Below are 21,701 nucleotides of genomic sequence, written 5' to 3' on the forward strand. Positions count from 1 at the left end.
TATGGGCGGCAAGGGCACCTGAGCTGTCCAGCGGAAGATCGTGACCCCCTCGTGACTCGCGGAGGGAAAAAGACCTCGACTGGGGCGCCGGGTGCTTACAGGAGTGAAGCGACTTTCAAGGACGCCACCTCCCGCGCCGCCCTCTCCAACGCGCTGGCGAGCAGCGCCAGATCAGTCGGCCCGTTGCCCAACTCCCGTACCGGACGCCGGGTGGGCGGGTCGCCCATGCGGTGCCAGTCGAGCGGCACGACCGTCGGCCGCAGCGTCGCCGTCCGCGGGATACGGCCCGTGACCCGCCCGCCCTGGAACGCGGTGACCCGCCCGTCCGCGCGCGTCAGCCGTCCCCGGCCCGGCGCCGGTTCGTCCGTCCCCGCCGCCGGCGCGTCCAGCGCGACGCGCAGGGCCGCCCGCCGCGCCGGCTCCGTCTGCGCCGTACGGCCGCCGGGCCCGGCGGCCGCCACCAGGTGCACGCCGAGCCGCGCGCCCTCCCGGGCCACCGCCTCCAGCGCCCGTATCACGGAACCGGCGGCGGGCCGGCCGGGCGAACCGAGCGCCGGGGAGACCAGCGCGTCCAGGTCGTCCACGACGACGACGAGCCGGGGCAGCGGGGGCGCGGCCTCCGTCCGCCGCCGGGCGGCTCCCGGCCGCAGCCGCAGGGTCGAGCTGGGCGGGGTGTCGAGGTCACCGGAGCCGTCGTCCGCGCCGCCGCTGGCCCGCGCAGCCGCGCCCGAGACCGGGCCCGAGCCTGAGGCGCCGCGCGCCGCCGCCGTGCGCTGGGCGACCATCCGGCCGGACAGCTCGCGGCCGGTGTGCCACTCGGTGAAGTCGGACCGGCCCAGCAACTCGGCGCGCCGCTTCAGTTCGGCGCTCAGGGACTGGGCGAACTCCCGCATGCGGACCGGGTCGTTGGCGCTGAGGTACGTGGTGACGTGCGGTACGTCCGTGCACACCCGCAGACCGTCGCCGTGCCCGCCGCCCGGTCCGGCGCCGTCGCGGCCGTCCACCAGGACGATGCCCAGCCGGTCCGGCCGCTCGGCTGCGGCCAGCGAGGCGACCACGGCCCGCAGCAGCTCCGTACGGCCGCTGCCCGCCGGGCCCTCGATGAGCAGGTGCGGTCCCTCGGCCACGAGGTCCGCGCAGACCGGCCCGCGCGGACCGGCCCCCAGCACGGCGCACACCCGTCCGCCGAGCGCCGCCGTGTCGTCGGCCGCGTCCGCCCAGCGCGCCATCAGGGAGGCTGGGGTCGCCCGCGCCAGCCCCAACTCGTCCAGCAGCCGCGCCGCCTGAGGCAACGGTGCTGCCACGCACGCGTGCCGCGCACCGCCGCCGTCCGCCCGCAGCGGCGCGAGCGCCCGCGCGAACCGCTCCGCCCAGGCGGGAGAGACGGCGTCCACGGCGGCGATGGTGCCGTGGCCCACGGGGCCGGGGGAGTGCGGGGCGTTGTGTGCGGCGGGGTGGCGGTCGGTGGGGTGCTGGTCGCCGGGGCCGGGGGCGGGGCCGGTGCCGGGTGCCGGGTGCCACTGGTCGGTGCAGCTGGGGGCGGTGGGGCGCCGGTCGCTGTTGCCGGGTGCGGCGCGCCGCTGGTCGGCGGGGGATGCCGCTGATGCTCCGGTGCCGCCCGTGCGGGCCACGCGCAGCAGCCGCAGGGCCGTGGCCACGTCGCCGCTGAGCAGGGCTACGGCACTGCAGTCGCGGAACGTCGGCGCCACCGCGCAGGCGGCCTCGTACGTCTCCGTCACCGGCGAGGCCGGGGAGGCGGCGGCCGTCTCTGCGAGGCACACCACGTGTATGCCGGCCCGCGGGCCCTCCAGCGCCAGCCGCGCCACCGCGTCGCGCAGATCGGCACCACCGGGGTCCCCGTCCACGACGACCACGGTGTACGGCCCAGGGAACCCGTTCGCCTCGTCGGCACGGTCGTCGTCCCTGGCCCAGGAGGGGCGGCGGGGTGCACCGCGGTGCGGGGCGTCGGGGGTGGGAGCGGGGGCGGGGTGAGTGTCGCCGCTGGTGGGCGCCGCGGCCTGTGCCGCCGTGCCGTACTGCGGCGCGGCGTTGGCGGCCGGGGATCCCTGCGTACCGCTGATCCGTGCCGAGTCGGAGGACATCGCGTCGGATGCCGCCGCGCCCGATCCGGTCGCACGGGATCCCGTCGCACCGGGTCCGGTCGCCGCGGACCCCGGTGTGCCGCCGGTGCCGCCCGCGCCGGACGCTGTTGCGCCGGAGGGACCCGGCGTGCCGGAGGAGCTCGGCACACCGGCGAGGTCCGCTCTGTCCGTCGTCCGCTCTCCTGGCGCCGTCGGCCGTGCCGCGGCGCGCGTCTGCGTCGGGTGGTCCTCCAGGCGGCGCAGGAGTTCCGCGGTGCGGGCCATGGCCTGTTCGCGGTCGTAGGCGAGGAGGAGGCGGCAGTCCTGGCCGTGTCCCGGGCGGACGTGCGGCAGCCAGCCCAGCCAGGACCACTCGGCGGTGCGCTCCTCCAGCGGGCGGGAGCGGTCCGCGCTGATCAGGACGATCTCCAGGGTGTCGGGGGAGTGCAGCGCGGCGAGCTGGGCCAGTACCGCGCGGGCCAGCCCGCCGAGCCGCCCGCGCGGACCGGCCAGCCCCAGCGCCCCGACCTCGCACAGCCCGGCGGTCACCGGCACCGCGGGCAGCAGTCCCGATCCGTCGGGCGCCGTCCGGTCGGCCGTGCCGAGCCGCACCGCGAGCGCCTCCGGATGCCCGGGCCCGCGCTCCCACAGCCGCGGCCCCGGCCCCAGTGCTGCCAGCAGCAGGGTGGCCGGATCCGGCCAGGTCTCCGGCACCCCGGGCACGACGGCCGACGTCTCCGCCGCCACTCCGGCCGACTTGTCGTCGTAGTACTCCCGCCGTCCGTCCGCCGCAGGCTCCACGCGCCCACCGGCCAGCCGCCGCGCCCACGCCGCGAGCCCTCCGCGCCTGCGCACGCCCTGCGGCACGTCGGTACCCCGAATCGGCGTCGCCTTGCGCCCGCCCTCACGACCGGACCGGTCGTCGAGGGCCGCCGCCCCGGAGCCGTTGCCGTCGGCCGCCAACGGGCGGGACACGGCGCCCCCGGGATCCCCGGCGCCCCCGGCTTCGAACCGGCTGCCGACAGCCCCCGCTCCGGCCGTTCCGCCGTGTGTGTCACCGTCCCGGGCACCCACGCGCGGCGCGTCTCCGGAACCCGCTCGCGATCCGTCCGCGTCGCCGAAAGCCCCCACCCCGGCCCGCCCACCGTGCGGGTCGCCCTCCCCGGAGCCCGCCCGTGAGGCACCTGCGCGGGCGGCTTCAGAGGCGTCCCCGGCAGATCCCGCACCCGGCGCCCCCGACCCCGCCCGGCGCTCGATCCGCGGCGCCCCGCCCTGGCCGGGCACCGCATGTCCCTGGGTGTCCGCGGCGGACGTGTCCGCGGCGGACACCCAGTCGGCCGTGCCGTAAGCGTGCGATGTGCCGTTCGTCGTCGGGGTGCCCGGCCCGCGTGCGTGTGGCGTCCCTGTTCCGGCGACGGCGGACCGGACGTGTCCTTCGCCGTCCGCCGCCGGCACGCGCACGTGGCCCTCGCCGTCCGGTGCCGTCTCCACCCGCGCCCCGGGTCCCCCGGTGGGGGCCAGCCGCAGGGCCGACTCACCGATACGGAGCAACGCGCCGGGGGCGAGTCGGACCGGGCGGGGGCCCACGCGGGTGCCGTCCAGGGCCGTGCCGTTCGTGGAACCCAGGTCGGCGACCGAGACGCGGCCGTCGGCGGCGACCGTCACCGCGCAGTGCAGCCGGGAGACGTCCGGGTCGTCGAGCGGGATGTCGGCGTCGGCGGAGCGGCCGATGCGGATCTCGCCGCCGTGGAGGAGGTGGACGCCGCCCGCGTCGGGGCCGGCGATCACGTGCAGCTGTGTCGGGGCGTCGTCCAGCTCGGGATGCGGCTCGGGCTCGCCCGGCGCGCCCACGGACAGCACGGCACCATCGACCAGCGGGGGCACGCCAAGCGTGCAGCGCTGGGCGTCGAGCCGCTGCGCACCGGCGTACAGCACGACGGGAGCGCCGCCGGACTCCCGGCCGCGCTCGGCCGGGGTGTGGCCGCCCTCGCCGGTGACCGCGGCGGCCAGCGCGGGCGCCACCGCGGCCAGGGCCGTGCCCGCCGGCGCCGTGACCAGCACGTCGCGGCTCGCGGCCCGGCCCCGCGCGGGAGCCGGGGAACCCAGCGGGTCTACGACGGTCAGCCGGATCTGCATCGCCGTCAGCGGTCCCTTCTGCGCGGGCGCCCGCGAATACGGGGCCGGAGGCCCCGCGAGCACGTCGTCCAGTACAGGAGGCATCCTCGCACCTGCCACTGACAGCGCGCCCGTCATCGGACATCAAATGATCTTGATTGGTCGGCTCTGGCCGGAAAAGTGGCTGACCAGTGACCTGTCGTTGATCGGCCGAAGACCGGTTGAGATCGGTCACGTCCGCGCTCCGGCAACCTGCGGATCGAGTCGAGCGTCTTTCCTTCGAAACCTTGACGGGTATTGACGGGCATTGACGGGCAGGAGCCGGCTCCACTGGAGCCGGTGCCTCCGACTGCGCCACTACAGTGGGTCGGAACTGATTCGCAAGCAGCAGGGAGCGCATGACGTGCGTCCGGTAGGGAGCAAGTACCTCCTTGAGGAGCCGCTGGGGCGCGGCGCCACGGGCACTGTATGGCGCGCCCGCCAGCGGGAGACCGCGGGCGCCGAGGCGGCCGTACCCGGTCAGCCGGGCGAGACCGTCGCGATCAAGGTCCTGAAGGAGGAGCTGGCGAACGACGCCGATGTCGTCATGCGCTTCCTCCGGGAGCGGTCGGTGCTGCTCCGGCTGACCCACCCGAACATCGTCCGGATCCGCGACCTCGTCGTCGAGGGCGATCTGCTGGCCCTGGTCATGGACCTCGTCGAGGGCCCCGACCTGCACCGCTACCTGCGCGAGAACGGCCCCTTCACGCCCGTCGCCGCGGCCCTGCTCACCGCGCAGATCGCCGACGCGCTCGCCGCCAGCCACGCCGACGGCGTCGTCCACCGCGACCTGAAGCCGGCGAACGTCCTGCTCAGGCAGGACGGCGACCAGCTGCACCCGATGCTCACCGACTTCGGCATCGCCCGTCTCGCCGACTCCCCGGGCCTGACCCGGACCAGCGAGTTCGTCGGCACACCCGCCTACGTCGCGCCCGAGGGCGCCGAGGGCCGCCCGCAGACCTCCGCCGTCGACGTCTACGGCGCCGGCATCCTGCTGTACGAGCTGGTCACCGGCCGCCCGCCGTTCTCCGGGGGCTCCTCCCTCGAGGTGCTGCACCAGCACCTGAGCGCCGAGGCGCGCCGTCCGTCGACGGTCCCCGACCCCCTCTGGACGGTCATCGAGCGCTGTCTGCGCAAGAACCCGGACGACCGCCCCAGCGCCGAGAACCTCGCGCGCGGCCTGCGCGTCGTCGCCGAGGGCACCGGCGTGCACGCGAACTCCGCGCAGATCGCCGCCGCCGAGGGCGTCGGCGCGCTCCTCCTGCCCGACCCAGCCCCGGCCCCGGTGCCGGGATCGCCCGGTGCGGCCGACCCGACGCAGGTCCTGCCGCACGGCGCCGGCTCGTACGACCCGAATGCCGCGACCAGCGTCATGCCGCACACCGGCGGCCCGGCCGGCGCCGCCGACCCCACCGCCGTACTCCCGAACACGGGCGGTCCGGGCGGCCGCGGTGGTGCCGACCCGACGGCCATGATGCCGCCGGTGCCGCCCGGCCAGCCGGGACAGCCCGGCCCCGAGGACCCGCACCCCTGGCAGAACCAGCTGCGGGCGGCCCGGGACCGCAACGAGCAGACGCAGGTCCAGCAGTACCTCGACCCCGGCCAGGACCCGCTGCGCCGCCGCCCCCAGCGGCACGTCGCCCGGCCGCAGCAGCAGCAGCCGCCGCAGCGGCGCCCGCAGCAGGGACCGGGCCCCGGTTACGCGCCGCAGCAGCAGCCCCCGCAGCGGTACGCGCCGCAGCAGCCGCAGCCCCAGCGGTACGCCCCGCCCGCCCGGCCGGAGCCGCAGCGGCCCGCCCCCGAGCCCCGGCAGCCGCGGCAGCGCAGCGCCAACCCGATGCGCATCCCCGGCCTGGGCTGCCTGAAGGGGTGCCTGTTCACGATCGTCATCCTGTTCGTCGCCGGGTGGCTGATCTGGGAGCTGAGCCCGCTGCAGGACTGGATCGGCACCGGCAAGGGCTACTGGGACCAGCTCACCGACTGGTTCTCCACCGTGACCGGGTGGATCGAGAGCCTGGGCGGCTCCAGCGGCAACTGACCGCTGCCGCCACCGCAACTGACGGTCGGGTTGGGGATTTGTCGACATCTGACGGGTGATTTCCGTCTTCGCAGTGAAGGTTGGTTCGACGGGCGCGTAGTTTTAGCGACTGCACGCGTCGTTTCAGCGACTACACGCGGTCGGTTGGAGCAGTCTTGGCACGGAAGATCGGCAGCCGTTACGCCACCCACCAGATCCTGGGCCGGGGCAGCGCCGGCACGGTGTGGCTTGGGGAGGGGCCGGACGGTCCCGTCGCCATCAAGCTGCTGCGCGAGGATCTCGCGTCCGACCAGGAGCTCGTCGGACGCTTCGTACAGGAGCGGACCGCCCTGCTCGGCCTCGAGCACCCGAACGTCGTGTCCGTGCGCGACCTGGTGGTGGACGGCAACGACCTGGCGCTGGTCATGGACCTCGTCCGGGGTACGGACCTGCGCACGCGGCTGGAGCGGGAGCGCCGACTGGCGCCTGAGGCGGCCGTCGCGATCGTGGCCGACGTCGCGGACGGGCTGGCCGCCGCGCACGCCACCGGGGTCGTGCACCGGGACGTGAAGCCGGAGAACGTCCTGCTGGACATGCAGGGCCCGCTGGGACCCGGCGGCTCCCACCGCGCCCTCCTGACGGACTTCGGTGTGGCGAAGCTCATCGACACCCCGCGCCGGACCCGCGCGACGAAGATCATCGGGACGCCGGACTACCTCGCGCCGGAGATCGTCGAGGGACTGCCGCCGCGCGCGTCGGTCGACATCTACGCCCTGGCCACGGTCCTGTACGAGCTGCTGGCCGGGTTCACGCCGTTCGGCGGCGGACACCCGGGCGCGGTGCTGCGCCGCCATGTGACCGAGACGGTCGTGCCGCTCCCCGGCATCCCCGACGAACTGTGGCAGCTGCTCGTGCAGTGCCTGGCCAAGGCCCCGGCCTCGCGGCTGCGCGCGTCCGAGTTGGGCGCGCGGCTGCGGGAGCTGCTGCCGTTGCTGGCCGGGATGCCGCCGCTGGAGGTGGACGAGCCGGACACGGAGGCCGCGGAGGTGCCGGAGGACGAGGCCGCGGGGGCGCCGGCGCCGCCCGCCGGTGAGCAGGTGCGGCGGCGTGGGGCGGTGCCGCTGGTGCCGGGGGCGAAGCCGGCCGACTCCAACCGGGACACGCATACGTCGATGCGGGTGCCGGCGCCGGACGAGCTGGCCGGGGGTGCGCGGGGGACGGCGCGGGCGCCGCGGGCCTCGGGGGCGCCGCGGCCCGGGTCGGCGCGGAATCGCGCTGCGGTACGGCGGCGTCGGGTCATGCTCGGGGTGGGGGCGGCGGTGCTGGTGGCTGCGGTGGGCATCGGTACGTGGGTGTCGGTATCGGACGACGCCGGTGGTGCGCCGACCGACACCAAGAATTCGGCGCCGGCGTCGCCGTGAACGAACCAGGGGGCGGAGCCCCCGGCGAGGCCCGCACACCGGCGCTGCCCGCTTGGCGGAGCCGTTAGGCTGGGAGGCGTGGCAGTCGTCGATGTATCCGAAGAGCTCAAGTCCCTCTCCTCGACCATGGAGTCGATCGAGGCCGTTCTGGACCTCGACCGGATGAGGGCAGACATCGCCGTGCTTGAGGAGCAGGCGGCCGCGCCGTCCCTGTGGGACAACCCGGACGAGGCGCAGAAGATCACCAGCAAGTTGTCCCACCTCCAAACCGAGGTCAGGAAGGCCGAGGCACTGCGCGGACGGATCGACGATCTCGCCGTGCTGTTCGAGATGGCCGAGGAGGAGGACGACCCGGACACCCGCGCCGAGGCCGAGGCCGAGCTCGCCGAGGTGCGCAAGGCCCTCGACGAGATGGAAGTGCGCACGCTCCTCTCCGGCGAGTACGACGCCCGCGAGGCGCTCGTCAACATCCGCGCCGAGGCCGGCGGCGTGGACGCGGCCGACTTCGCCGAGCGGCTCCAGCGCATGTACTTGCGCTGGGCCGAGCAGCGCGGTTACAAGACCGAGGTGTACGAGACGTCGTACGCCGAAGAGGCCGGCATCAAGTCGACCACCTTCGCCGTGCAGGCGCCCTACGCCTACGGCACCCTCTCCGTCGAGCAGGGCACGCACCGCCTCGTGCGGATCTCGCCCTTCGACAACCAGGGGCGGCGCCAGACCTCCTTCGCGGGTGTGGAAGTCCTTCCTGTCGTCGAAAAGTCCGATCACATCGACATCGACGAGTCCGACCTGCGCGTCGATGTCTACCGGTCCTCCGGGCCCGGCGGCCAGGGCGTGAACACGACCGACTCGGCGGTGCGGATCACCCACATCCCCACCGGCATCGTCGTCTCCTGCCAGAACGAGCGGTCGCAGATCCAGAACAAGGCCACCGCGATGAACGTCCTCCAGGCCAAGCTGCTGGAGCGGCGCCGCCAGGAGGAGCAGGCCAAGATGGACGCCCTCAAGGGCGACGGCGGCAACTCCTGGGGCAACCAGATGCGTTCGTACGTGCTGCACCCCTACCAGATGGTCAAGGACCTGCGCACCGAGCACGAAGTCGGCAACCCCGAAGCCGTCTTCAACGGCGAGATCGACGGCTTCCTGGAGGCGGGTATTCGCTGGCGCAAGCAGCAAGAGAAGTAACTTTGTCGACATGATAACTGCCGCCCCAGGGGCGGCAGTTATCGTTTGTCTGGGTTTTACATCACAATCACAGACCGCAACTCATGGCAATCCCCCCAAGCTTGGACATTCCGTGCGCAACGCCCTTGACGTTGTTGTGAAAAGTGGGAATGGTAAAGCGCGGCATGCGTATCTCTGGGGCGCATGTGAACCGGGGGGCTATTCACACTCAGCTGTCTCCGTCGATCACCGCCCCGAGCGCCGCCTCACCGACGATCAGCTACTGGGGGTAGCAATCACATGACCAAGAAGACGCGGATCCGTGTCGCGCGCCTCGCGGCCGGTGCCGTGATCGCGGCCGGTGCCTCGCTGACCGCCGCGGGCGCCGCCTCGGCACTCGACCTCAACCTCGGCGTGTCCGTCAGCGGCAATGACGGCGGTACGGGCAACACCGACGGTGGCACGGGCGGCGGCGGTGCGTGCGACATCGTCGTCAACCCTGAGTGCGAAACGGGCGGCACCACGGACGGCGGTACCACCGACGGTGGCACGACGGGCGGCGGCACGACCGACGGTGGTTCCACCGACGGTGGCGTCATCGGCGGCGTCATCGGCGGCAATGACGGTGGCACGACCGACGGCGGCACCACGGACGGTGGCGCGAACGGTGGTGCCACCGACGGCGGTGCCAGCGGTGCCAACACCGGCGGCAGCAACACCGGCGGCAACGACACTGGTGGCAACACCGGCGGCAACGACACTGGTGGCAACACCGGCGGCAACGACACTGGTGGCAACACGGGCGGTAACACCGGCGGCGGTTCCGGTTCCAATGGTGGCAACACCGGCGGCGGTTCCGGTTCCAATGGTGGCAACACCGGCGGCGGTTCCGGCTCCACTGGTGGCAACACCGGCACTACGCCCGACGGTGGCGGCAGCGACGCCTCCACCCAGGAGCAGGGCTCCTCGGCGATCACCGACACCGGCTCGCAGGAGACCGCTGCCCCGGCCGGCTCCGCGCAGGCCCAGGGCACCGGTCCCGAGCTGGCCGAGACCGGTGCCTCGCAGACCACGTTCCTGCTGATCGGCGCCGCCACGATGATCGCCGGTGGCATCGGCTTCCGCGTGCTGCCGCGTCTGGTGAGCGGCCGCGGCGGTACTGCCTGAGGGTAGCGGTTCGCGTACGCACCGTACGTACAGCGCATGCCGAGGGGCCCGGAGCGGACATCCGCTCCGGGCCCCTCGTACGTCTTGGTTACGGCTCGTACGCCTTGTGTTCCCCCGCCGCCGGTCAGATGGTCTGATGGGCCAGCAGGGCCACCGCGGCGATCAGGACCACCAGCAGGGCGATCAGCGCCATCGGGTTCAGGCCCGCGAAGAAGTTCTCCTGCTGCAGCCGCTCGCGGTTCGCACGGCACACCGGACACCGGCCCTCGTTCACGGGGGCTGCGCAGTTCGCGCACACCAGCCGGTCGTACGTCATGCGCTCGCCCTCCTTGCGCCGGTTCCACAGTGTTCAACGTTCGTGGGGGTGCGAACGTTCCCTACTCCACTGTGCCAGGTTCCTCCGGAGGTTGCGCGGGCGGCCTTCAAAGGGGCGGTTCGGTGAGTTTCGCGGCTGCGGGTGCGTTGTGGCTTGGCGCGCCCACGCGACGGAGCCGCATATCGACACGGCCCCGCGCCCCTGAGGCCGGCACACTTTTCCCTGCACAAATGCGCACAAGTCTTACGCAACCGCCACCGGTGACTGCAGTCTCATACCCGGTTCGCGTATGGTCACGCTCATCTACCCCCGGCGACCCGTGGTGCATCCGTGATCCGATTCGACAACGTCTCCAAGGTCTACCCCAAGCAGACCCGCCCCGCTCTCAGGGATGTGTCCCTGGAAGTGGACAAGGGCGAGTTCGTGTTCCTTGTGGGGTCCTCCGGCTCCGGAAAGTCCACTTTCCTGCGGTTGGTCCTCCGCGAGGAGCGGGCCAGCCACGGGCAGGTGCACGTTCTGGGCAAGGACCTCGCGCGCCTCTCCAACTGGAAGGTGCCGCAGATGCGCCGCCAGCTGGGGACGGTGTTCCAGGACTTCCGGCTTCTGCCGAACAAGACGGTCGGCGAGAACGTCGCCTTCGCGCAGGAGGTGATCGGCAAGTCGCGCGGCGAGATCCGCAAGTCCGTGCCGCAGGTGCTCGATCTCGTCGGGCTCGGCGGGAAGGAGGACCGGATGCCGGGTGAGTTGTCCGGCGGTGAGCAGCAGCGCGTCGCCATCGCGCGGGCCTTCGTCAACCGGCCCAAGCTGCTCATCTGCGACGAGCCCACCGGCAACCTCGACCCGCAGACCTCCGTCGGCATCATGAAGCTGCTCGACCGGATCAACCGGACCGGTACGACCGTGGTGATGGCCACGCACGACCAGAACATCGTGGACCAGATGCGCAAGCGCGTCATCGAGCTGGAGACGGGTCGTCTCGTCCGCGACCAGGCACGCGGCGTCTACGGCTACCAGCACTGACGACCGACAGGCTCCACGGAAAGGCTTAACCAGACGCCATGCGCGCCCAGTTCGTTCTCTCCGAGATCGGTGTCGGTCTCCGCCGCAACCTGACCATGACCTTCGCGGTCATCGTCTCCGTCGCCCTGTCGCTCGCGCTCTTCGGCGGTTCGCTGCTGATGAGCGATCAGGTCAGCACGATGAAGGGCTACTGGTACGACAAGGTCAACGTCTCGATCTTCTTCTGCAACAAGAGCGACGCCGAGTCCGACCCCAACTGCGCCAAGGGCGCGGTGACCGACGACCAGAAGAAGCAGATCAAATCCGACCTCGACAAGATGTCGGTGGTCCAGAAGGTCACGTACGAGTCGCAGGACCAGGCGTACAAGCACTACAAGGAGCAGTTCGGCGACTCCCCGCTGGCCAGCTCGCTCACACCGGACCAGATGCAGGAGTCGTACCGGATCAAGCTGAAGGACCCGGAGAAGTACCAGGTCATCGCGACCGCCTTCGACGGGCGTGACGGGGTGCAGTCGGTGCAGGACCAGAAGGGCATTCTGGACAACCTCTTCGGGCTGCTGAACGGCATGAACTGGGCCGCGCGCGCGGTGATGGCGCTGATGCTGGCCGTGGCGCTGATGCTGATCGTCAACACGGTGCGGGTTTCGGCGTTCAGCCGCCGGCGCGAGACCGGGATCATGCGCCTGGTCGGTGCCTCGGGCTTCTACATCCAAGCGCCGTTCATCATGGAGGCCGCGGTCGCCGGGCTGATCGGCGGCACGCTCGCGTGCGGATTCCTGCTCGTCGCCCGGTACTTCCTCATCGACCACGGCCTGGCCCTGTCCGAGAAACTGAATCTGATCAACTTCATCGGCTGGGACGCCGTCCTCACAAAGTTGCCGCTCATCCTCGCGACGAGCCTGCTGATGCCGGCGTTGGCGGCGTTCTTCGCGCTGCGCAAGTACCTGAAGGTGTGACGCATGCCAAGAGGGTCGTACGGTCAACCGGCCGTACGGCCCTCTTGCGTTGTCCTAGACTCACCGCCATGTCAGGCCAAGAGCTGCCGTCTTGTCAGCCCCGCCGCCTTCGCCGCGGGGCCGCCCTGACATTGGTGTTCGCGAGTGTCCTCGTCGCCGGTGCGGCGACGGGCTCCCTGCCCGAGACCAGCCTTAGGACGCCGCCGGACGCTGCCCGTTCGGCAGCGCTCACCGGTTCGCGCGAGGACGTCGCCAGGGCGGCCCGGGAGGCCATGACCGACGGCGTGTCCCCCATGGAGGCCGCGCAGCGCGAGGTCAGCCGCAGCGGGGACCGCTGGGGCGCCGTCTATTCCCCGGGCGAGTACGAGGAGTTCGAGGAGTCCCTCGACGGCCGCTACACCGGCGTCGGCCTGTGGGCGCGGCGCGAGCCGGACGGCCGGATCGAAGTGACGAAGGTGGGGGCCGGCTCCCCGGCCGCCGAGGCCGGGATCCGCCGGGGCGACCGGCTGCGCAGCGTCGACGGGCACAAGGTCGACGGGCGGCCGGTCACCGAGGTCGTCTCCCTACTGCGCGGCGACGCCATGGACGCGCCCGCCGGGACCGCGGTCGCCCTCGTTCTGGAGCGCGGCACGCGCGCGTGGAGCCTCACCCTGCGACGGGCCAGCCTGTCCACCGACTCGGTGACCGTGCGCAGGATCGCCGGCGGTGTCACCGTCATCAGGGTCACCGCGTTCGCCAAGGGCTCCGGCGAGCAGGTGCGCACCGCCGTACGGCAGGCCCCGGCGGGCGCCGGGATCGTCCTCGACCTGCGCGGCAACTCCGGCGGCCTGGTCACCGAGGCCACCACCGCCGCGTCCGCCTTCCTCGACGGCGGTCTCGTCGCGACGTACGACATGGACGGCGAGCAGCGCGTGCTCCACGCCCAGCAGGGCGGGGACACCTCCAGACCCCTGGTCGCGCTCGTCGACGGCGGGACGATGAGCGCGGCCGAACTCCTGACCGGCGCCCTGAAGGACCGCGGCCGTGCGGTCGTCGTGGGCTCCCGCACCTTCGGCAAGGGCTCGGTGCAGATGCCGAGCCGGCTGCCCGACGGCTCTGTCGCGGAGCTGACCGTCGGGCACTACCGCACCCCCTCCGGCCGCGGCGTCGACGGGCACGGCATCACGCCGGACCTGGCGGCCGACGAACAGGCCCTGAAGCGGGCGGAGACGGTCCTCAGCGGCCTGGGCACCGCGTCGTAGCCGCCGCTCTGACGTAATCGGCTTTCCGCGGACCGCCTCCGTAGTGCGAAAATGGTCGGCACTATGGCTAAGGAAAAAGGGCGCAAGCTGATCGCGCAGAACAAGAAGGCGCGGCACGACTACCACATCCTGGACACCTACGAGGCCGGTCTGGTGCTCATGGGGACCGAGGTGAAGTCGTTGCGCCAGGGACGGGCGTCGCTGGTCGACGGCTTCGTGCAGCTCGACGGGCACGAGGCGTGGCTGTACAACGTGCATGTGCCGGAGTACAGCCAGGGCACCTGGACCAACCACAGCGCCCGGCGCAAGCGGAAGCTGCTGCTGCACCGCGAGGAGATCGACAAGCTGGAGGCCAAGTCCCAGGAGACGGGTCACACGATCGTGCCCCTCGCCCTGTACTTCAAGGACGGCCGCGCCAAGATCGAGATCGCACTGGCGAAGGGCAAGAAGGAGTACGACAAGCGCCAGACGCTGCGCGAGAAGCAGGACCGGCGCGAGGCGGAGCGGGTGATCTCGGCGGTGCGGCGGCGGCAGCGGGCGTAGACCCCCGGCGGGTGGGAATAGGCTGGCACCGACCTGCGTTGGTCACGTACGATGGCATCTGCACCGCCCAGCCGGTGCCTACCTTGAGAAATGAACATGGGGATGATCGGTTTCGACAGCGGCTGTCGAAGCAGGGGAAGCGTGTCGAGGAAGCGGCCATGATCTCGTAAACCACAGGCCGAAAAAAATAATCGCCAATTCCAAGCGCGATATCTCCCAGAGCACGCTCGCTCTCGCTGCCTGATAAGCGGCTAGAGCAGCTCCTCTACTAGAGGGAGTGTCAGCCCGGGGCTGTTCCCGACCCGGATCCTGGCATCAGCTAGGGAACTAAACCTCGATCCCGGTCACGGGGTGAAGAGGGAAACCCAACAGTGACTGAGCCCGTCGGAGACTTGTCCGCGTGATCTCCGGGGCCGAGAAAAGCACAGCGGACTGCGCACGGAGAAGCCCTGGTTCCGCACCGTTGGACGCGGGTTCGATTCCCGCCATCTCCACCAACCCCTCCGGGGGTACCCCATGTGGGCAAGGCCCCGTCGCTTTCGAGCGGCGGGGCCTTTGCCGTGCCCGGGCACGGCCTGTACAGCGCGTGAAGAGCGCTGCACAGCAAGTGAGTTGGATCCGGTAGGCTTTGCCCCGTGACGCGCCCTTTGGGTGCGTCCTCCCTTCACACCGGGGCCCCGTCCCCTCGGGGCCCGGCCCGACGAGAGCATCCCGGGACCGTGACTGGCTGCCTCACGTCGAGGGGAGGACGCCCCCACATGGGTTGTCACGAGGAGCAGAAACTGACTCTCGTCATGCGGCTGATCCGGCTTCTGCCGGAGCGTGCGGCTAAGCACGCGAGGAGGTGGCTGCTCCGGTGGCTGAGCAGGTAGCCGGATATCCCCCGGGTCCCTGGGGATATCCGACAGGCTCCTGTTGAGCCAGGCCCCGCTCGGAGTTAGCGCTCCGGGCGGGGCCCACCTGCTCTGGTGGCCTAGCAGCTAGCCGGATATCCCCCACGGAGCTGGGGACATCCGACACGCTCCTGGTGAACTCGGGCCTCCGCCTGACTAAAGCATCACGGCCCCAGACGGCGGCCTCGGCATCCAAGTACAGCACACCCGGCCCCCGCACCGCACCACCGATCAACGCCAGTTCACGCGATCGTGCGCCGCCCCGTACTCGCCCGCTCCGTCATCCTCGGCGGCAGCAGCGTCGCCTCCGGTACGGCCTTCTCGTCCAGCTTCCGCATCAGCAGCTCCACCGCCCGCGTGCCCACCTCCGCGGACGGCAACGCGACCGAGGAGACCGGGATGCGGGCCGACGCGGCGAGTTCGTCGGGGCAGATGGCGGTGACCGACAGGTCGCCGGGGACGCGCAGACCCAGTTGCTCGAAGGCGTCGATCAGGGGCTCCAGCAGGGGTTCGTTGTGGACGACCACGCCGGTCAGGGCGGGCTGCTCGCGCAGGAGTTGCTCGGCGACGCGGCGGGCGGCGCCCGGACCGGACTCGCAGGGGTGCACGGCGGAGGACAGACCGTGCCGGTCGGCGGCGGCCGTGAAGCCCTGGACGACGCGCTGGGCGAAGGCGGTCTGCCGTACGTACACCTCGGGCGGCGAGCCGACCAGGGCCACCGAGCGGTGCCCGAGCCGCGCCAGGTGTTCCACGCACGCCTCGCCCGCCGCCCTGAAGTCCAGGTCGATACAGGTCAGCCCGTCGGGACTGAGCGGGAAGCCGATCAACACCGACGGCCGGTCCAGGATGCGCAGCAGCGGCAGCCGTGGGTCGTGGAGCTGGACGTCCATCACGATCAGCGCGTCCACCAGGGCCGTGTCCGCGACGCGGCGCAGTCCCTCCTCGCTCTCCTCCTGGGTGAGGAGCAGTACGTCGTGGTCGTGGCGGCGGGCCTCGGTCACCACCGACACCGCGAACTGCATCACCACCGGCACATGGATCCCGGCGCGCAGCGGGATCACCAGCGCCAGTACGTTCGACTTGCTGCTGGCCAGGGCACGGGCGCCGGCGTGTGGCCGGTAGCCGAGCTCGCGAATGGCCGCCTCGACGCGCCGCCGGGTCTCGTCCGAGATAGGGCGCTTACCGCTCAGGGCGTACGACACCGTGCTGGGGGAGACCCCGGCGCGCCGCGCCACATCCGTGATCTTCACCATCAGCACAGCTCCACCGTCAGAAAACCGGTCCCGGCCTGCGCCCGCACCTCGCGCTCACCGGTCGACAGCCCCCACGGCGCCACCGGGTCACTGCACGAGGCCCGCAGCGTGTCCCCCTCGCGTACGACGGTGAAGGTCACGTCCCCGGCCGGCACCGTCACCTGGTCGCCCCGCCTGAGCCCGTACGCCCGCAGGGTCACCCCGTAGTCGTAGTCGTAGTCGGGACGGTCGTCCACCGCGCCCACCGGGATCACGGCGCCCGGCCTGACCAGCAGCGGCACGCTCACGAAGCCGTGCTTCTCGCGCACCCAGCGCGGCCCGGTCACCGTCTCGCCGGTCAGGAAGTGGGTCCAGGTGCCCTCGGGTACGTGGTACGTCACGTCGCCCTCGTCGCTGAACACCGGCGCCACCAGCAGGTCCGGGCCGAGCATGTACTGCCGCTCCAGATGCGCGCAGCCGGGATCGTCCGGGAACTCCAGCACCATCGCCCGCATCACCGGCACGCCCTCGGCGTGGGCGGTGCGGGCGGCCTCGTACAGGTAGGGCATGAGCCGGAGCTTCAGCCTGGTGAACAGGCGCAGCACGTCCACGGACTCCTCGTCGAACAGCCACGGGACCCGGTAGGAGGAGCTGCCGTGTAGTCGGCTGTGCGAGGAGAGCAGGCCGAAGGCGATCCACCGTTTGAAAAGGGCCGGGCTCGGTGTGCCCTCGAAGCCGCCGATGTCGTGGCTCCAGTAGCCGAAGCCGGACAGCCCGAGGGACAGCCCGCCGCGCAGCGACTCGGCCATCGACTCGTACGTCGCCTCGCAGTCGCCGCCCCAGTGCACCGGGAACTGCTGGCTCCCCGTCGTCGCCGACCGCGCGAACACGACGGCCTCCTCCTCGCCGCGGTGCTTGCGCAGCACGTCGAAGACCGTGCGGTTGTAGAGGTACGTGTAGTAGTTGTGCATGCGCTCCGGGTCCGAGCCGTCCGCCCACGCCACGTCGACCGGCACCCGCTCGCCGAAGTCGGTCTTGAAGCAGTCGACGCCCTGCGCGAGCAGCGCCTCCAGCTTCGACGCGTACCAGTCGCGGGCCGCCGGGCTGGTGAAGTCGACCAGCGCCATGCCCGGCTGCCACAGATCCCACTGCCAGACGCTCCCGTCCGGCCGCTCCAGCAGATGCCCGAGCGCCTTCCCCTCGGCGAACAGCGGGGAGCGCTGCGCGATGTACGGATTGATCCACACGGACACCCGCAGGCCCCGCGCGTGCAGCCGCGCCAGCATGTCCTCCGGATCCGGGAACACCCGCGGGTCCCACCGGAAGTCGCACCAGTTGAACTCGCGCATCCAGAAGCAGTCGAAGTGGAAGACGGACAGCGGCAGTTCGCGCTCCCGCATGCCCTCGATGAAGGAGGTCACCGTCTCCTCGTCGTACGAGGTGGTGAAGGAGGTGGACAGCCACAGGCCGAAGGACCACGGCGGCGGGAGGGCCGGACGGCCGGTCAGGGCCGTGTACTTGCGCAGGATCTCCTTCGGCGACGGCCCGTAGATGACGTAGTACGTCAACTCCTGCGTCTCCGCGCTGAACTGCACCCGCGAGACGACCTCCGAGCCGACCTCGAAGGACACCTTGCCCGGATGGTCGACGAAGACGCCGTAGCCCGCGTCCGTCAGATAGAAGGGGACGTTCTTGTAGGCCTGCTCCGTCGACGTGCCGCCGTCGGCGTTCCAGATGTCGACGACCTGGCCGTTCTTGACCAGCGGCCCGAACCGCTCGCCGAGGCCGTAGACGGACGTGCCCACCCCGAGACCCAGCTGCTCGCGCAGGTAGTGTGCCCCGTCGGCTTCCCGCATGATGCCCATGCCCTTGGTGGCGCTGCTCGTCAGCGAGCGTCCGTGCGCGAGGAAGTCGACGTGCCAGGGCCCGGTGCGGGCCACTCGCACCGACAGCGCGCCGGAGGTCAGCGTCGCGGTCTCGTCGTCGTACGCCACCTGCGGTGCGGCCTCTTCCTGGCGCACCTCGAACTCGGGACCGCGCGGCTGCTCGCCCTCGAAGTGGGTGAAGGTGACGCCGATGACGTCCGGCATCGGCGCGTGCGCGCTGATCGTCACGACCGGTCCCTTCAGCAGGTCGCCGCGGTGGCGGATGGGCTGGGTCGGCGCGTGGATCTCCAGGGCGCCGTCCTGCGCGGTGACGTCGAGCACTTCGACCGGGTAGGCCGCGGTGACGCCCTCGCGCAGCAACCAGTAACCGTCGCTGAACTTCACTTGCCGCCTCCTGGAGTCGTCCGGCCGGAAATTCCCTCCGGGAGGAGAGAGGCCCTCCAACAGCGTTGCTGGATCGGTGCGTTGAATTGGTTCGACGCACTGTCGAAGCGCTTCGACGAGCGAAACTAGAGGCGGGCTCTTGGGCCGTCAATGGGTTGCGTGCGAATCGTTGAAACGGTTCGACGAGTCGAACCGCGGGCGGCACCTGCGCGCTTCTGGTCCTGGTGTCGCCGCGCATGGCTATGGTGGGGTGGTTCGAGCACGCGTACGACCGACCCACAACTCCCGGGAGGGTGGCGGGCGATGACGGTGACGGCCCCGCGCGTCGAGGCGCCGATCGTGGCGGGATCACCGCTGCTCGGCTCGATGAACGACCTGCTGAACGATCCGCTCGCGGCGTATCTGCGGGCACGACGCGAGCACGGGGACGTGGTGCGGTTCCGGGCCGGGCCGCCGGGGCTGCGCAGGGACCTCCACGCGGTGTTCTCGGCCGAGGGCGCCCAACAGGTGCTGGCCACGCAGGCCGCCAACTTCCGCAAGGACAACGTCTTCTACGAGGAGGTCCGGCAGTCCGTCGGCAACGGGCTGCTCACCAGCCAGGACGACACCTATCTGCGCCAGCGCCGCCTCATCCAGCCGCTGTTCACCCGCCGCCGGGTGAACGGCTATGCCCGGCAGGTCGCCGAGGAGGCCGCGGCGCTGGTCACCGTGTGGCGTGAGGCACCCGGCGGGACTGTGGAACTGATCGGTGAGATGCGCCGGTTCGCGCTGCGCATGGTCGGCCGGATCCTGTTCGGGACGGACGTGGAGAAGGCGTTCACGGTGGTCGAGCGCACCCTGCCACCGCTCCAGGAGTACTCGCTGAAGCGCGGTTTCTCCCCGGTCAAGGCGCCGCGCACCTGGCCCACCCCCGCCAACCGCCGCGCCGGGCGCCTCCAGGATGAGCTGTTCGCGCTCTGCGACGGGATCATCGAGAGCCGCCGCGCGGACAGCACCGCCGACGACCTCGTCAGCCTCCTCGTCCGCGCCGAGAACGCGGAGGACGGCAGCCTGGACGCCGGCGAACTGCGCGAACAGGTGCTGATCTTTCTGCTCGCCGGTCACGAGACCACGGCGACCGCGCTGGCCTTCGCGCTGGATCTGCTCGCCCGGCATCCCGAGGAGCAGGGGCGGGTGCGGGAGGAGGTGGACCGGGTGCTCGGTGGTCCCGGTGGTCCCGGCGGGCGGGCACCGACTGCGGCGGACATGGCGGAGCTGTCGTATCTGACGATGGTGCTGAAGGAGGCGATGCGGCTGTATCCCTCCGCGCCTGTCGTCGGCCGGCGCTCGGTCGCGGACGCGGAGATCGACGGCGTCCGTATCCCGGCCGGCGCCGACATCCTCGTCATCCCGTGGGTCACCCACCGCCACCCCGACTACTGGCCGGACCCGGACCGCTTCGACCCCGAGCGCTTCACGCCCGAGGCGGAGGCGGGCCGCCCCCGCTATGCCTGGCTCCCGTTCGGCGGCGGTCCGCGTGCGTGCATAGGGCAGCACCTGTCGATGCTGGAGTCGGTGCTGGGGCTCGCCGTGCTGCTCCGGGCGTTCGAGTTCGAGGCGGTGGGGGAGCAGGTGCCGCTGGGCTCGGGGATCACGCTGATGGCGAAGGGGCCTGCGCGGTGCCGGATCACGGCTCGGTTCTGACGGTGGCCGTGCGGGAGATCAGCCGGCCGCGGTGGAGGTCAGCGGGCTGAGCGGAGATCAGAACGCGATCGTCACGACCTCCATGGCCCCGAACACCGCACCCATGACGAGGCACACGGCCAGCGACGACGGCATGCCGGGCGCGCGGACCGGCGACCGCGACCCCGCCGTACGCGGATGCGGCGGCGGCTCGGTCGACCGCTGCGCGGTGAACAGCAGCATGCCGGCCCGGTCATCTCCCCCGACCTCTGATGGGCACCCACGCCTGCTTCCCCCCAACGGACTGCATCGACGGGGGATGCGGAGAGCGGCGGCTGACAGCTGACCGGGAATCTCAGCGCCCCGACCCGTCACGTCCGGTCAAGGCGCGGTCAATCAAGCCGCCCGCGGTTCCGCGCCGGTGTACACCCGTGCGAGACTGCCCCGGTTGCGGACGTGAACGGGGTGGCCCGGTGGGGAGCAGGTGCTGATGAGTAAGCGGCAAGTGCAGAAGATGCTGCGGCTGATGGCGAGCGGGGAGCCCGTCGAGCTCACCAGCCCCATGGCGTCGGTGAAGAAGCTCGCCCGGCTCGCCTTCGTCGCCCAGCAGTTCGGGTACGAGTACGCGGACGTCCGGCAGAGTTCCGGCCGCAACGGCGCGCTGATCATGCTGATCGTGCCCGACCCCGGCCCGCAGGCGCGGGCGCGGGCCGCGCAGAACTGGGCGCAGTATCCGAACGCCGGTGACGGGGTCTCCCTGCCGCCCGTCGTGCCCGACGCGTTCGAGCTCCTCAAGGCCCGCATCAACTTCGACCTCACGGGCCGGAACGCCGAGAAGCGGATGCTGTGGGCGGCCGTCGGCATCACCCTCGGGTGCGTGGTGCTCGGCGTGCGAGGCGGCGCAGACGCGGACGCGTTCGTCATCGCGGCCGTGGTGTGGGCGGTGTTCATGGGCATCTTCGGCCTCGGCCTCTTCGTCACGCGCAAGCGCAACGCCAAGTTCGCCGCCCGCCTCCAGGCCGCCGGCTTCGCCCCGGTCACCGACGAGACCGGCCGCCTGCGCTATCTGCCGCCCGGCGGGCAGTTCCCCGGGCACGGGAACCCGTTCGCCGGGGCGTATGGCGGGCAGGCCGCGGGGCCGTACGGTGCGCAGGCCGCCGGGGCGTACGGCACCCAGCCCACGCCCGGTGCACCCGGTGCCGCGGCCGCCCAGGCACCCGGCGGTTACGGCTACGGCCAGCCGGCGCAGGGACCCGCGCCGTACGCACCTCAGTCCGCCCAGCCCTCGGCACCGGGTCCGTACGCACCTCAGCCTGCGGCCCCCGGGCCGTACGCCGCCCAGCCCGCACCGCCCCCCGGCCCGTACGGCACTCCCCAAGCCCCCGGCCCGTACGCCCCGCCGCCGCAGCCGTACCCCCAGGCCCAGCAGCCGCAGCAGCCATACCCGCCGCAGCCCCAGTCCCCGCTCCAGCCTCACCAGCCGCCACAGAACCCCCAGGCCCCGTACCCCCAGCAGAACCCCCAATGGCAACCTCCGCAGCACTGACGCCTCACAAACCCTCCC

General features: G+C 71.9%; 14 protein-coding genes, 1 other RNA gene and 1 pseudogene. 11 read left to right on the forward strand and 5 right to left on the reverse strand.

Translation table 11 applies throughout. The features are described from left to right. Window positions 1-95: 95 nt before the first annotated feature. Window positions 96-4,217 carry an FHA domain-containing protein gene (locus tag H8R17_RS11355; protein WP_187823094.1) on the reverse strand — a complete coding sequence of 1,374 codons (4,122 nt, stop codon included), beginning with the start codon at window positions 4,215-4,217 and terminating at the stop codon, window positions 96-98. A 382-nt stretch (window positions 4,218-4,599) separates the two neighbouring features. On the opposite strand from H8R17_RS11355, the gene H8R17_RS11360 reads away from it, so the two are divergent. The 4 genes from H8R17_RS11360 to H8R17_RS11375 all read left to right on the forward strand — a co-directional run bounded on the left by H8R17_RS11360 (window position 4,600) and on the right by H8R17_RS11375 (window position 10,004). Then, window positions 4,600-6,273: a serine/threonine-protein kinase gene (locus H8R17_RS11360; protein ID WP_187823026.1), complete on the forward strand. Its 1,674-nt coding sequence runs from the start codon at window positions 4,600-4,602 to the stop codon at window positions 6,271-6,273. A gap of 155 nt (window positions 6,274-6,428) precedes the next feature. Next, complete coding sequence (locus H8R17_RS11365; RefSeq protein WP_187823027.1) at window positions 6,429-7,673, forward strand: serine/threonine-protein kinase; 1,245 nt, start codon at window positions 6,429-6,431, stop codon at window positions 7,671-7,673. 78 nt (window positions 7,674-7,751) lie between these two features. After that, window positions 7,752-8,858 carry a peptide chain release factor 2 gene (gene prfB / locus H8R17_RS11370; RefSeq protein ID WP_187823028.1) on the forward strand — a complete coding sequence of 369 codons (1,107 nt, stop codon included), beginning with the start codon at window positions 7,752-7,754 and terminating at the stop codon, window positions 8,856-8,858. Window positions 8,859-9,137: 279 nt separating this feature from the next. Continuing rightward, on the forward strand, window positions 9,138-10,004 hold the full coding sequence (locus H8R17_RS11375; protein ID WP_187823029.1) for a hypothetical protein: 867 nt from the start codon (window positions 9,138-9,140) through the stop codon (window positions 10,002-10,004). Window positions 10,005-10,128: 124 nt separating this feature from the next. Here H8R17_RS11375 and H8R17_RS11380 read toward each other — a convergent pair whose 3' ends face one another. Next, the gene (locus tag H8R17_RS11380) at window positions 10,129-10,320 is read right to left on the reverse strand and encodes a hypothetical protein (RefSeq protein WP_187823030.1); all 192 of its coding nucleotides are present in this window, start codon (window positions 10,318-10,320) and stop codon (window positions 10,129-10,131) included. A 330-nt stretch (window positions 10,321-10,650) separates the two neighbouring features. On the opposite strand from H8R17_RS11380, the gene ftsE reads away from it, so the two are divergent. The 5 genes from ftsE (at window position 10,651) to ssrA (ending at window position 14,577) form a co-directional block, all read left to right on the forward strand. Further along, window positions 10,651-11,340, forward strand: a complete 690-nt coding sequence (ftsE, locus tag H8R17_RS11385; RefSeq protein WP_187823031.1) for a cell division ATP-binding protein FtsE — start codon at window positions 10,651-10,653, stop codon at window positions 11,338-11,340. A 38-nt stretch (window positions 11,341-11,378) separates the two neighbouring features. Beyond that, the gene (gene ftsX / locus H8R17_RS11390; RefSeq protein WP_187823032.1) at window positions 11,379-12,296 is read left to right on the forward strand and encodes a permease-like cell division protein FtsX; all 918 of its coding nucleotides are present in this window, start codon (window positions 11,379-11,381) and stop codon (window positions 12,294-12,296) included. Window positions 12,297-12,364: 68 nt separating this feature from the next. Next, window positions 12,365-13,537 (forward strand): S41 family peptidase, encoded by a 1,173-nt coding sequence (locus tag H8R17_RS11395; RefSeq protein ID WP_187823033.1) that lies wholly within the window; start codon window positions 12,365-12,367, stop codon window positions 13,535-13,537. Window positions 13,538-13,600: 63 nt separating this feature from the next. After that, window positions 13,601-14,080: an SsrA-binding protein SmpB gene (gene smpB / locus H8R17_RS11400; protein WP_187823034.1), complete on the forward strand. Its 480-nt coding sequence runs from the start codon at window positions 13,601-13,603 to the stop codon at window positions 14,078-14,080. A gap of 98 nt (window positions 14,081-14,178) precedes the next feature. Continuing rightward, window positions 14,179-14,577: a transfer-messenger RNA gene (gene ssrA, locus H8R17_RS11405) on the forward strand. Between the two features lie 638 nt (window positions 14,578-15,215). On the opposite strand, the gene H8R17_RS11410 is transcribed toward ssrA, so the two are convergent. Both H8R17_RS11410 and yicI read right to left on the reverse strand, forming a co-directional pair. Further along, a complete protein-coding gene (locus tag H8R17_RS11410; protein ID WP_187823035.1) occupies window positions 15,216-16,226 on the reverse strand; it encodes a LacI family DNA-binding transcriptional regulator in 1,011 nt (336 codons plus the stop codon). After that, window positions 16,226-18,475, reverse strand: coding sequence for an alpha-xylosidase (gene yicI / locus H8R17_RS11415; RefSeq protein ID WP_187823036.1), 2,250 nt, complete (start codon window positions 18,473-18,475; stop codon window positions 16,226-16,228). Before yicI ends, H8R17_RS11410 begins: the two co-directional genes overlap by 1 nt. A gap of 303 nt (window positions 18,476-18,778) precedes the next feature. Here yicI and H8R17_RS11420 point away from each other — a divergent pair, with 303 nt between their 5' ends. After that, entirely contained in the window at window positions 18,779-20,158 is a 1,380-nt protein-coding gene (locus H8R17_RS11420) for a cytochrome P450 (protein WP_187823037.1), read from the forward strand. A 60-nt stretch (window positions 20,159-20,218) separates the two neighbouring features. On the opposite strand, the pseudogene H8R17_RS11425 reads toward H8R17_RS11420, so the two are convergent. Beyond that, window positions 20,219-20,383: pseudogene (locus H8R17_RS11425) on the reverse strand (MFS transporter); the annotation flags it as partial. A 244-nt stretch (window positions 20,384-20,627) separates the two neighbouring features. Between H8R17_RS11425 and H8R17_RS11430 the strand changes: the two are divergent. Then, complete coding sequence (locus tag H8R17_RS11430; RefSeq protein WP_187823038.1) at window positions 20,628-21,683, forward strand: hypothetical protein; 1,056 nt, start codon at window positions 20,628-20,630, stop codon at window positions 21,681-21,683. The last annotated feature ends 18 nt before the right edge of the window (window positions 21,684-21,701 follow it).

It is taken from the genome of Streptomyces sp. TRM68367 (assembly GCF_014495685.1).
GTDB lineage: Bacteria > Actinomycetota > Actinomycetes > Streptomycetales > Streptomycetaceae > Streptomyces.

Bases quoted from the DNA above. Each gene is read 5' to 3' on its own strand.
- H8R17_RS11355 (WP_187823094.1), bottom strand. From the start codon at position 4,217: ATGCAGATCCGGCTGACCGTCGTAGACCCGCTGGGTTCCCCGGCTCCC.
- H8R17_RS11375 (WP_187823029.1), top strand. From the start codon at position 9,138: ATGACCAAGAAGACGCGGATCCGTGTCGCGCGCCTCGCGGCCGGTGCC.
- H8R17_RS11380 (WP_187823030.1), bottom strand. From the start codon at position 10,320: ATGACGTACGACCGGCTGGTGTGCGCGAACTGCGCAGCCCCCGTGAAC.
- ftsX (WP_187823032.1), top strand. From the start codon at position 11,379: ATGCGCGCCCAGTTCGTTCTCTCCGAGATCGGTGTCGGTCTCCGCCGC.
- H8R17_RS11395 (WP_187823033.1), top strand. From the start codon at position 12,365: ATGTCAGGCCAAGAGCTGCCGTCTTGTCAGCCCCGCCGCCTTCGCCGC.
- smpB (WP_187823034.1), top strand. From the start codon at position 13,601: ATGGCTAAGGAAAAAGGGCGCAAGCTGATCGCGCAGAACAAGAAGGCG.
- H8R17_RS11410 (WP_187823035.1), bottom strand. From the start codon at position 16,226: ATGGTGAAGATCACGGATGTGGCGCGGCGCGCCGGGGTCTCCCCCAGC.
- H8R17_RS11420 (WP_187823037.1), top strand. From the start codon at position 18,779: ATGACGGTGACGGCCCCGCGCGTCGAGGCGCCGATCGTGGCGGGATCA.
- H8R17_RS11430 (WP_187823038.1), top strand. From the start codon at position 20,628: ATGAGTAAGCGGCAAGTGCAGAAGATGCTGCGGCTGATGGCGAGCGGG.